Source organism: Vibrio sp. R78045, assembly GCF_042466085.1.
Taxonomy (GTDB): Bacteria; Pseudomonadota; Gammaproteobacteria; order Enterobacterales; family Vibrionaceae; genus Vibrio; species Vibrio cyclitrophicus.
The window spans coordinates 1,122,016-1,134,326 of record NZ_JAXHBS010000013.1 but is presented as its reverse complement, the minus strand read 5'-3'; the positions used below and the strand labels follow the sequence as shown (position 1 = coordinate 1,134,326).

Genomic DNA, 12,311 nt, shown 5'->3' with positions numbered 1-12,311 from the left:
CTTATATAAATTTTTAATAATGAATAACGTAATATCAGGTATAACTTACTTGCCTAGCATGCTCATCACAGCTGCTTTTAATTCGTTGTCTTCTCTTGAAAACAGATGCTTAACTCGATGATCTAAGCCCGTTTCCAAAACTGTTTTTGCATGAGAGAAAGTCAGAAAACCTTCTTTACCGTGATAATTACCCTGCCCTGATTCACCAATGCCACCAAACGGCGCATCATCAACGGCTAAATGGAAAACGCAGTCATTGATACACATTCCGCCGGAATGAACTTGGTGCTTAACCTGACCCTGTAAACTCAAATCAAAGCTCATCAGGTAGAGTGCTAACGGCCTTGGTTTGCTATTGATGACTTGGAGCGCCTCTTCGATATTGCGATACGTAATCAAGGGTAATAGTGGGCCGAAAATCTCTTCGTTCATCACCTTGGATGACAGGCTTGGTTCAACAATCAGGTGCGTCACCAAGCGGTGGTTATCTAAGTCCATCGCTTCGTCATGGCAAGCGACGGTTCGCGTTCCAGCTTGTCGTTCTTCATTCAACAAACCCACTATCCGGTCGCATTGACGAGGATTGATTAGGGACGTCAAACTCTCGGAATACACCCCTTCATCGAATAGCAATTGGTACTGTTTTTTATACTCTTGAATGAAAGATTCAACTTTCCCTTCAGGTAGCAATACATAGTCAGGAGCCACACACACCTGCCCGTTATTGAGGCTCTTACCATAAATGATTCGCTCAACCGCGATATCAATTGGCATGTCTTCTGCAACGATAACCGGTGACTTACCGCCTAGCTCTAGCGTGACTGGAGTTAGCGTGTCAGCCGCTGACCTCATCACTTGGCGACCCACTTGGGTTGACCCCGTAAACAGAAGATGATCAAACGGCAATGCCGAAAATGCGGCTGCGATTTCTACCTCACCTTCAACCAAGCACACCTCATCAGCATCAAAAACTTCCGCCAATAGTGCTCTTAATACTTGATTTGTTTCTGGGGTAAATTCGCTCATTTTTATCATTGCGCGATTGCCTGCCGCCAGAGCCGATATAAGCGGGCCAACCGACAGCATAATTGGAAAATTCCACGGGGCAATGATCCCTACCACGCCTTTAGGTTGATAAACTACTTCAATACGAGAAGTTGAAAGCAAAGGGCCCGAATGACGAATCGAAGATGTCGACCAATGAGGCAAACACTCAATGCTGTAATTAATATTCCCGATGCAAGGCAATATGTCAGCCACCAATGTGTCTTGTCGACTGCGGTGACCATAGTCCTCACTTACCGCGACACACAAACGGTCTGTGTAATCGATGAGAGCAGATTTCAGCGCAAGCAACTGTTCTATTCTCACCGGCACAGTGGGCATCGGATCATCTGCAAAAGCGTCCTGCATATTCTTCAACGTCTCTGTCATTTGTGTAGCCGTCAATTCATGTTTCATACATCACCTCGTGGTTAATATAAGCACACAATAATCCAAAACAAACCGGTCGGTCCACAAGTTTATTGTCAGAGAATCGTCAATACGTTTTTGAATACCAGAAAAGAGGCATTCAAAAGCTGGGAATAGATCAGGGGCGTTTAAATAAAAATACGTAACTAATAACTGAGGGATAATTAGAAGATTTTGAATGGCGGGATCAAAAATGGCCGCTGAATGCGACCATTTGATAATTCTTTAAGTTTTTGTTTTAAATATACAATTTAAAACTAACGTTAGCTCTTGGCTACGTTCGCAATGCCTTCAAGTTGAAGTACTGGAGCAGCATCGATATCTTCTGCGTTCATCATAGATGAGACTCGCTGCATCGAAGAAAGCAGTAAACTTTGCTCCCACGGCTCAAGGTTTTGGAATTTTTTCACGAAGTTATCTTGTAGCGGCGGTGGTGCATTGCTCAACAACTCTTGACCCTTTTCAGTCAGGTTTGCGTGTACTTTGCGTCGATCAGATTCACTACGTACTCGTTGTACATAGCCGTTCAATTCTAAGCGATCGATGATTGTAGTCGTGGTTGCTTGACTCACATTAGTTTGATTAGACAACTCTTTGATCGTCACATTACCCATCTCTTGGATTGCTCTCATTAAGATTAATTGAGGGCCAGTCAAACCATACTCTTTACTCAGCTTTTTCGAGTGTAAATCGATAGCGCGAATAATTTGGCGAATAGCGACCAGGATTTCGTCATGTTTGTCCAAGATGCAGACCTTTGTACTAATATACTGTGAGTGGATTTACAGTATCGAAGCAATGAAATGTCCTGAACTCTTGAGTCAGGTGCGTTCGAATTACACTGTAAATTGATAAATTACTTCATTAATTTTCCGCATTGTACTGATGTTCATACTATTCTCAATCTTTTCTATGCATCTGAATCTGCGCAGACCAACACTTTTGCTCAATAAGAGCCGATTTTTATTTATATAACAAAGAAAAAAGTAACCAAAATCACAAACATTGGTAGAGAAAAAGATTTTATAATCAAATAGGTAGAGAGATTACCATTGTCTCACTACCTATTTTATCTCTTAGAGAACAAATTATCTCAACTCAAACCATTAAGCGGCATTATTAAGTTGAAAATTACCTGTAAGAGCGCTGTAAAACTCACTGTTGTCCAAGATCCCGACCAACAGATCGTCTTCGACAAGCAAAATGGGATGATTGCTGATCTGTTTCAGCTTAATGGCATCACGCATACCGATCTCTGGGCTTGCCACCACAACACTCGACGCGTTGATTGCGGTCAAGTCATCAGACTCACTCCACTTAACAAGAGCCAAAGCGGATTCACCTTTTACAGATAAAATACCTTCATTCAGTTCAATCCATAGATCTTTTGCATCACAGATCTTCCAACTGTCATTCTCTTGTGTCAATGATCCAAGAGGCTGCATTAATGAACGACCTTTAAGTACGTTCAATGGGTTGGTGTGGGCAACGAAGTCTTTTACGTATTCGGTTTTTGGCGTTAATACGATCTCTTCTGGTTTTCCGTGTTGGATCAGTTGACCCGATTCCATGATCGCAATGTTGTTACCAATTTTTAACGCTTCATCAAGGTCATGGCTCACGAATAAAATCGTTTTATTAAGCTTGCTTTGCAATGTAAGCAGTTCATCTTGAAGCTGTGCTCGAATCAGTGGATCAAGCGCGGAGAAAGGTTCATCCATCAACAGAATGTCTGTGTCCATCGCAAACGCTCGCGCCAAACCAACACGTTGCTGCATACCGCCAGAAAGCTCATGAGGGAATTTGGTTTCCCATTCAGCTAAACCAACCATCTCTAACTGTTCACGCGCCTTTTCACGACGAACATCTTTGGCTACGCCTTGCATTTCAAGACCAAATGCCACGTTATCTAACACGGTTAACCAAGGCATCAGTGCAAACTTTTGAAATACCATTGATACGCGGTGAGTACGTAAGTGACGAAGAGTCGCTTCGTCACATTGCTCGCCTAAGTCCACCAGTTTATCGCCATCTTTGATTGCTAAAGAACCTCGGCTAATTTCATTCAAACCGTTTACAGCGCGAAGCAGTGAAGATTTACCCGAGCCCGACAAACCCATCAATACACATATCTCGCCCTCTTTAACCGTCAACGACACATTATCCACACCAACAACTTGACCAGTCTCATCGATAATCTCTTGGCGAGTTTTACCTTGGTCTAGAAGTTCAAGTGCTTGATTGGCTTTATTACCGAACACGACATCAAGGTTTTTGATGGTAATCGCGTCCACTGCAGTCTGCTCTTGAGAATTCGCTTTATGTTCTTGAGGTACGGCTTTGCTTTCTTGAGACATAGCGTTATTTACTAAAGACATGATTAAGCTTCCTTCTGGTTTGGTGTCTTACACAAGCGATCAAGAATAATAGCGACCAGTACAATCGCCAGTCCGGCTTCAAAGCCTTGTGAAATGTTCACTGTGTTTAGCGCTCGAACCACAGGTTTACCCAGGCCGTCAGCACCAACAAGAGCCGCAATCACTACCATAGAAAGTGATAACATAATGCACTGCGTTACGCCTGCCATGATGCTTGGAAGCGCGGCTGGAAGTTCTACTTTTAACAACAACTTCATGCGGCTTGCACCAAAGGCTTTACCCGCTTCAATCAACTCTTCAGGGACTTTAGTCACCCCCAAATAGGTCAAACGAATCGGCGCGGCTATCGCGAAAATAATGGTCGAGATTAAGCCTGGAACGATACCTAAGCCAAATAGAACCAAAGTCGGAATCAGATAAACGAAGGTTGGAACGGTCTGCATTAAATCTAAGATCGGGCGCAACAGCGTGTATAGCCAAGGACGGTGAGCCGCCATAATGCCAACCGGTACGCCAATTAATACGGAAATCGTTGTCGCCGCAAAGACGAGAACAAAGGTTTCCAGCATTTCTTGCCAATAGCCAAGGTTGAGGATCGTCAGAAGCGCGGCGACGACGAAGATCACCAAAGACAGTTTGCGATGTAGATACCATGCAAGGGCTGCCGTAATAACAATAGGTAATGCAGGAGGCATCCACTTAAATACATCGACTAAAAACAGAATAACGGTTTCTAAAAAGATAGAGACAGCGTCAAAAAAGCCTGCTGCGTTGATTGTTAACCAGTCAACGCCAGCTTCCATCCATTGTCCGACAGGGATTTTGTTTTCCGTAATAAAATTCACAATATTGCCTTTCATTATTGGTGAGCCGAAGCTCACCTTTATTATTTATGTAGCTGTTGAGATAGGTAGAACTAAGCTTTTACTTGCTTTAGGTATTCAGTAACGGCTTGAGTTGCTGATTCACCTTTATGTGTTTTTACGTTGTCTAACCAAGCTTCAACTTGTTGTGGATTGTTGATTAACCATTGTTGAGCGGCTTGTTCTGGCTTAGCTTTCTGGTTAAGAATCTCTTCCATCAACTGGTTTTCCATCTCTAGAGTGAACTCTAGGTTTTGCAGAAGCTGCCCCACATTTGAACACTCTGACAAATAGTTTGAACGAACGTTGGTGTAGACATTCGCACCACCATAGTTCGGGCCAAAGAAGTCGTCACCACCAGCAAGGTATTCCATTTCAACATTACTGTTCATTGGGTGAGGAGCCCAACCAAGGTAAACAATCCATTGGCTGCGACGTGCCGCACGCGATACTTGAGATACCATGCCCGCTTCACTTGATTCCACTAGGCTGAAGTCTTTCAAGCCAAACGCGTCAGAATCAATCATTGATTGGATTAAGCGGTTACCATCGTTACCCGGCTCGATACCGTAGATACGATCTTTAAATTTGTCGGCATGTTTTGCTAGGTCTGCAAAGCTTTTTACACCTGCGTCGTATACGTACTTAGGTACAGCTAATGTGTATTTTGCACCTTCAAGGTTGGCACGAACTGTCTCTACAGTGCCCGCTTCACGATACTTAGCAATATCGCCTTCCATGGTTGGCATCCAGTTACCTAGGAACACGTCAATGTCACCATTCGCCATTGAAGAGTAAGTCACCGGTACAGAAAGTAGGTCGGTTTTGGTTTTGTAACCAAGGCCTTTTAATAGTTCAGAAGTAACGGCGGTTGTTGCAGTAATGTCTGTCCAGCCCACATCAGCAAAGCGAACGTTTTCACATTGTTGTGGCTCTACTGAAGCGTTAGCGTAAGCACTGAACGCGAATGAACTGATGGCTAATGTTACTAATGCCGTTTTTGTAGCGGTCTGTTTATGTTGAGTCGTCATAATGATTCCTTTTTATCTTTCCTTGTTCTGCCCTAACTCATACTAATCAGGGCAATTTTGCTGACTTTTAACTAATTTTTGTTGTTACTATTTTTATTATTACTGATTTTTCTATTTTCTATTCAATAACAGAGACTTACACTTCTCTTACTGGTTTATCTGTTCTTTGCTTGTTTTCCCACTCAGGAGCAATCCACACTGGAACATCCTGCTCTTTAAGCATCGGCTTACCAAGAATCAAATCGGAAGCGCGCTCGGCAACCATAATGGTTGGGGCGTTCAAGTTTCCATTTGGAATAGTTGGGAAAACAGACGAGTCGACAACACGCAGATTATCAATACCGCGAACACGGCACTCCTCATCAAGCACTGCCATTGGATCGTTATCAGCCCCCATTTTGCAGCCACATGAAGGGTGATACGCGCTTTCAACGTTCTGCTTAACCCATTCATCAATCGCTTCATCGGAAGTAATATTTAGACCAGGCTGAATCTCTTCGCCTCGGTAAACGTCCATCGCAGGTTGAGACAAAATCTCACGCGTCAGACGAATACAATCGCGCCAATCTTGGCGGTCTTGCTCGGTCGAGATGTAGTTGAAAATGATCTCTGGCTTGGCATGCGGATCAGCCGAAGTGATCGCAACCGTACCGCGACTTTCAGGCTTGTTAGGCCCAACGTGAACTTGGAAACCGTGACCATCAAAAGCCGCTTGACCGTCATAACGCATAGCTGCTGGTAGGAAATGGTATTGAATATTCGGCCACTTCAATCCTTTGCGTGAACGAATAAACGCACATGATTCAAAGTGGTTAGTAGCACCCAAACCTTTACGAGTCAGAATCCATTCCGCGCCAATCATGCCTTTGCTAACTAAACCAAGCTTACTGTTAAGCGTGATGGGTTCGTTACAGTGGTATTGGAAGTACACTTCTAGGTGGTCTTGTAGGTTTTCACCGACGCCACTGAGTTCGTGTTTCAGCTCTACACCAGCCTTTTCAAGCACGGCTTTCGGGCCGATACCAGAAAGTTGCAGCAGTTGAACAGAACCGATAGAACCGGCAGAAGAGATCACTTCTTTGTTCGCGACCGCGACTTGAGTATTGCCTGACTTTTCAAACTCGACACCGACTGCTTTCAGACCTGATTGGCCAGTTGAGTCTTGTGCTTCAAGTAAGAAACGGCGCGCCACGATGCCTTTCTTCAAGGTCAGGTTTGAACGCTTCAATGCACGGCGCAGATAAGCGTTAGAGGTTGAGGCTCTCACTCCCTTGTCTACCGTCATATGCATGGTGCCGAAGCCTTCTTGCTGGTAGCCGTTATAGTCTTGTGTTTCCGGGTAACCAGCGTCTTTACCTGCATCAATGAATGCTTGGTAAAGCGGGTTCAGATCCATATCGTTACCGTTACAAGTGCCTACTGGGCCATTGTCGCCACGGTATTGATCGCCACCTTTGTTCCATGATTCAGCACGGCGAAAATAAGGCAAACACGCTTGGTAATTCCAACCGGCAGCACCCTCTTCTTCCCACTGGTCGAAGTCACAAGCATGACCACGCACGTAAACCATGCCATTGATTGATGAGCTACCACCTAACACTTTGCCGCGTGGGCAGTGCAGTTCACGTCCATCAAGGCCTGGCTCTTGTTGAGTATCAAACTGCCATGCATATTTTTCAGTATTCATCGGGTAGGAAAGCGCCGTTGGCATTTGGATAAAAATGCTCTTATCCGTACCACCCGCTTCCAGTAATAAAACGCTATGTTCACCGCTTTCCGTTAGCCTATCCGCTAACACACAGCCGGCCGAACCCGCGCCGACGATAATATAATCGTAGCGTTGTTCCATATTTTAAGTTCCCTGAGATGAGTCAGTGAGGCTAGCTCTTTTAAGCTAGCCTGTTGAATTAAGTTTTACGCGTTAGGCATAAGGGCTGGCGTAATCGCCTAGCTCAATAAGAATGCTCTTCGTTTGCGTATAGTGGAGTAGAGTTTCTGGGCCATTTTCACGACCAACACCCGAAAGCTTGTAGCCACCAACAGGCATTTCTGCAGGTGAGTCACCCCACGTATTAACCCAACAAATACCTGCCTGCATTTGATGAATAACACGGTGAGCACGAGAAAGGTTTTGCGTGAACACGCCAGCAGCCAGGCCGTACTTAGTATCGTTAGCACGACGAATCACATCGTCTTCATCAGTGAACTTCAACACCGACATTACAGGGCCAAAGATCTCTTGTTGGACGTGTGGCATGTTGTCTTCGCAGTCCACAAACACGGTTGGGACAACAAAGTTGCCGTTCGCTAGCCCGTTGTCAGTCACTTGATAACCGCCAGTCAGCAATGTTGCGCCAGACTGTTTTGCTAGCTCAATCGCTTCAAGAACTTTTGAAAGGTGCTCTTTAGAAATCAACGCACCAATTTGAGTCTCCATGTCCATTGGATCACCAATGATCAGTTTTTCAGTGCGTGTCTTAAGTTGGTCGATAAAATCGTTGTAGATGTTTTCGTGTACATAAACACGAGTACCATTGGTACACACTTCACCTTGGGTGTAAAAGTTTGCGACCATAGAAGCGGAAACCGCATCATCCAATTTCGCATCATCAAACACGATCATTGGCGATTTGCCACCAAGTTCCATGGTCACCGATTTAAGCGTCTTAGCGCTATCCGCCATCACAGCCTTACCAGTGCCGGTTTCACCTGTGAAAGACACTTTAGAGATGTCTGGATGAGCCGTTAGCATTTGGCCGACACGGTAGTCACCCTGAACCACGTTAAATACACCATCTGGAAGGCCTGCTTCGGTAAATATCTCAGCAAGCTTAAGTGCCGTTAGCGGGGTTTCTTCGGAAGGTTTGAAAATCATCGCATTACCCGCAGCCAATGCCGGAGCCGATTTCCACATCGCGATTTGAATTGGGTAGTTCCACGCGCCAATACCGGCACAGATGCCAAGCGGTTCACGACGAGTGTAGAAAAATTGAGATTCACTAAGGGGTTGTTGATCGCCTTGAAGTGTAGGAGCGAGGCCTGCGAAGTATTCAATCACATCGGCACCAGACGCTACATCTACTTCAATCGCTTCTTGCAGTGGCTTACCCGTGTCAACAACCTCAAGGTTTGCAAGGTCATCATTTCGAGATCTAAGTATCGCTACCGCTTTCAAAAGAATACGACTGCGTTCCATGGCCGTCATTGCTGACCATACCGCAAATCCACGTTTCGCAGATTCAATAGCGCTATCCACGTCCGCTGAAGAGGCTTGGCCTAGCGTTGCGATAGGTTCGCCGTTTGCCGGGTTGATACTATCAAAGGTTTCACCAGACGTAGCTTTAACCGCTGCGCCATCGATGTATAACGAGTTCATTTCCATTTGAGATTCTGACTTAATTATTGTTATTAGACTCTGCTGGTCTATGTGTGAGTATTTATCGTTCAAGTACTATGATTGCAATGCGACGACCACGTTCTATGCGGTGTTACACGAGTAAAACGTCAGTTGTTTATCAAGATAATCATTGATGATGGCACGAGCCTTTTGAGCATCGATACCTTCAGGGTTTAACGTGCCTCTCAGCCATAACCCATCAATCAGAGAAGCAATCCCGTGAGCAACGAGATCCGCCTGTTCATGACTCAAAATACCTTTCAACTCGAGACGCAGATGTGAAATCAAACGTTTTTCATTTACACGCTGTAGTCTCTTCAATTGTTGGTCATGCATTGAATAGGACCAAAATGCCAACCATGCCTTCGCGACTTTATTTTCGGCTTGGTAACCTTCGAAGTTACCATCGATGATCGCGTTTATTCTCTGTTGGTGAGCATCAACAGGAAGCGCTTTTAGTGAAGTCGTGATGGTGTTGGATAATTGGCGAAGGATTTCACGCATCGTCTCTTCGAGCAGACCGTGTTTCCCACCAAAATAGTGATTAATGATACCTGTAGACACGCCCGCTTCTTTGCTGATCAACGCAATACTCGCGGCGTGTAAACCCACTCGGTCAATCACCGTCATGGTGGCTTGAACAAGCTGTGGTTTACGTATGTCAGGCATCCCAACCTTCGGCATTTCTCAGTCCTTTTATTTTATATTGAACGTTCAGTTAAATATAAAATGACAGAAATTTAGTTAGGGTTCAAATGATTATTTAAAACAAACCCGTAACAACACAGCATTCAAAACGATTAAATACCCATTAAAACATATACTTAAATATCATTTAGACCACTAATGAAATTAATTAAAGATTTGAGGTGTGATGGTTATTGGTCGAAAGTTTTTAGCGAAAAAGAGTAAAAATCAATCAGGTTAACGATATTTAGAACCTCGAGTAAAAACCTTAAAGTAGTGTTTGATGCAGGAAGGATATAAAGTGAAAAAGTGCATAAAAAAAGGTTGATAATGACCAAACCATTATCAACCTTTACGGAGCTTTGAATCTAAAGCGATGAATCTACCTAGGCTCACTCAATACGTGTAATGAACCCATACTTGTCAGAATCGGCCTTTGTCATCCAGTGTTCACCCGAAGCAGGGGCAGAATCTAAAGTGAAGATGTAGAAGTCGATCCCTTTGTCTCCCATGACCTTTTTAAAGTAGGTCGCTTGCTTGCGATGGCTTTCGTTGGTGTATGGGAATTCTTTAGCTGTTTTATCACCCTCAGCCCAGCTATGAACGCCCACTTGCTTATTAAGCTCAATGGCTTTGGTGGTATCTGCTCGTTGTAAAACTCGTGGGTTACCCGCCGCGAACAGATCCGTGCCGCCAGAGAACACCGAACCCGTTGGAGTAACGATTGTGGTCATATTGTTGCTATTGATCATGCGACCGGTGTACATGTTGATATCATCATCAGCACTGCCACCAATATGGTTATTAAATTTCAAGATCATTTCACTGCCTGGGTATAGCTTAACGATATCGAAAAGCTGCGAATAGGTTGTAACCCCAAGAGTAGAAGTAATTCGCTCAACAGCACCAGTGTTCTGAAGTACATCACGGTAAAATGCGTTAAAGGCAAATGAAGTAATGATAGTGACTTTGTTACCATTTTTAGTTTTGCTCAGAATCGTAGAGCCAAGACTCGTCACGTATTGCGACATCTCATTGTGATACTCAAGCTCAACCGCTTTTTTACTGGTCGCGCTCGTTTGAATTAACGTAGTTTCATTAGAAACAGAGCGCAGCGCAGTACCGCAATCAAAGGAGTCATAAAAATTACCCTCACTGTAAATCGCACAGTCATCGACTCCTGCATCAGGAAGATACAGATCAACGCTCTGACCTAGGCGACTTGCTAGCCTTACCACTTTTTGCTTATCACTGATGTCTTCAGCAAACTGAATATTTTCATACAGCACACCATCGTAGGTGAGTTTCATGGATTCTTGGAGATCTTGCCTCTCTTGATATAACTCACCCAATTTAGCCGATGAAAATACATAATCGGCCTTAGGTTTCATTTGCACTTTGTTTGCCGCTTTACCCGAGTTAGAGCTTGAATTACAGCCCGCTAAGAGAATCAAAGGTAATGCTAGTAAAATCTTTTGATAGTGGTTCATGCCGTTTTCCCAAAATATTTGATAGGGAAATTCTATTATTTAGCTCTCGAATTATCTGTCTTGAGAATGTAAGAGTATGTATGTTCTTTTTGAACATTGTTTTTTATTTTCCTATTAATTTCATATCAGCATTGAACTAGCTTAAAAAGTGTTTAATCATTCATCTCAGGTATTTTTCGCGAAGCAATTAGACTCAATATGCAATAGCGATTAATTACTAAACAAGGTTCACTCACGTAATCTCGTATAAGCTAAACACACGATAAGGCTGGGAATGGAATGACAAAACCTAAAATGATCATCGTGGAAGACGATTTGAAACTTCAGAAAATGTTGCAAGACTACTTTGTCGCGCAAGATTTTGATGTATTGGTTCTGGACGATGGCAGTAATGCCGCGCAAACCATTCTTGCCGAACAACCTGACATCGTATTGCTGGATTTAATGCTTCCTGTAACCGATGGGCTGACAATCTGCCGACAGACGCGTACGCACTATAAAGGTAAAATCTTGATGCTCACCGCTAGCGATGACGACTTTGATCATGTCGCTGGTTTAGAGACAGGAGCTGATGACTATGTCACCAAGCCAATCAAACCAAGAGTTTTGCTGGCAAGGGTCCGTTCACTATTACGCCGTCAAGAAACGGTGGCTCATTCAATTGATGACTCTGATAACCTTCAATTTGATCAACTCGTACTGAAAAACACATACAAGAAGTGTGAACTTGCAGGTGCTGTTTTGTCACTCACAGACAGCGAGTTTGATCTACTTTGGTTGTTGGCAAGCAACCCAGATACACCGTTATCACGGGACTATTTAACCCAAACACTGCGCGGGATTGAGTATGACGGGATCGATAGGACAATTGATAACAAGGTTGTGCGTCTAAGAAAGATACTCGGTGACGATCACACACCAGCAGAGAAAATTCAGACCATTCGCGGGAAAGGTTACTTATTTGTTTCGACCGCCTGGCATTAACCTCGCTC

10 protein-coding genes are annotated in these 12,311 nt (G+C 44.0%); 1 reads left to right on the top strand and 9 read right to left on the bottom strand.

What is annotated here, in order from left to right; genetic code table 11:
* Window positions 1-45: 45 nt before the first annotated feature.
* The 9 genes from SJY39_RS15595 to SJY39_RS15555 all read right to left on the bottom strand — a co-directional run bounded on the left by SJY39_RS15595 (window position 46) and on the right by SJY39_RS15555 (window position 11,319).
* Window positions 46-1,461 carry a coniferyl aldehyde dehydrogenase gene (locus SJY39_RS15595; RefSeq protein ID WP_016768999.1) on the bottom strand — a complete coding sequence of 472 codons (1,416 nt, stop codon included), beginning with the start codon at window positions 1,459-1,461 and terminating at the stop codon, window positions 46-48.
* A gap of 275 nt (window positions 1,462-1,736) precedes the next feature.
* The gene (locus SJY39_RS15590) at window positions 1,737-2,219 is read right to left on the bottom strand and encodes a MarR family winged helix-turn-helix transcriptional regulator (protein WP_010432019.1); all 483 of its coding nucleotides are present in this window, start codon (window positions 2,217-2,219) and stop codon (window positions 1,737-1,739) included.
* Between the two features lie 360 nt (window positions 2,220-2,579).
* A complete protein-coding gene (gene choV / locus SJY39_RS15585) occupies window positions 2,580-3,851 on the bottom strand; it encodes a choline ABC transporter ATP-binding protein (RefSeq protein WP_016787449.1) in 1,272 nt (423 codons plus the stop codon).
* Between the two features lie 2 nt (window positions 3,852-3,853).
* Window positions 3,854-4,696, bottom strand: coding sequence for a choline ABC transporter permease subunit (gene choW / locus SJY39_RS15580; protein WP_010432025.1), 843 nt, complete (start codon window positions 4,694-4,696; stop codon window positions 3,854-3,856).
* 71 nt (window positions 4,697-4,767) lie between these two features.
* Window positions 4,768-5,745, bottom strand: coding sequence for a choline ABC transporter substrate-binding protein (locus SJY39_RS15575; RefSeq protein WP_016768995.1), 978 nt, complete (start codon window positions 5,743-5,745; stop codon window positions 4,768-4,770).
* 136 nt (window positions 5,746-5,881) lie between these two features.
* Window positions 5,882-7,594 carry a choline dehydrogenase gene (gene betA, locus SJY39_RS15570; RefSeq protein ID WP_016793245.1) on the bottom strand — a complete coding sequence of 571 codons (1,713 nt, stop codon included), beginning with the start codon at window positions 7,592-7,594 and terminating at the stop codon, window positions 5,882-5,884.
* A gap of 72 nt (window positions 7,595-7,666) precedes the next feature.
* Window positions 7,667-9,127, bottom strand: a complete 1,461-nt coding sequence (betB, locus tag SJY39_RS15565; protein WP_016789971.1) for a betaine-aldehyde dehydrogenase — start codon at window positions 9,125-9,127, stop codon at window positions 7,667-7,669.
* Between the two features lie 96 nt (window positions 9,128-9,223).
* Window positions 9,224-9,826 carry a transcriptional regulator BetI gene (gene betI / locus SJY39_RS15560; RefSeq protein ID WP_010432037.1) on the bottom strand — a complete coding sequence of 201 codons (603 nt, stop codon included), beginning with the start codon at window positions 9,824-9,826 and terminating at the stop codon, window positions 9,224-9,226.
* A 395-nt stretch (window positions 9,827-10,221) separates the two neighbouring features.
* Entirely contained in the window at window positions 10,222-11,319 is a 1,098-nt protein-coding gene (locus tag SJY39_RS15555) for a hypothetical protein (protein WP_010432039.1), read from the bottom strand.
* A 279-nt stretch (window positions 11,320-11,598) separates the two neighbouring features.
* Here SJY39_RS15555 and SJY39_RS15550 point away from each other — a divergent pair, with 279 nt between their 5' ends.
* A complete protein-coding gene (locus SJY39_RS15550) occupies window positions 11,599-12,303 on the top strand; it encodes a response regulator (RefSeq protein WP_010432042.1) in 705 nt (234 codons plus the stop codon).
* The last annotated feature ends 8 nt before the right edge of the window (window positions 12,304-12,311 follow it).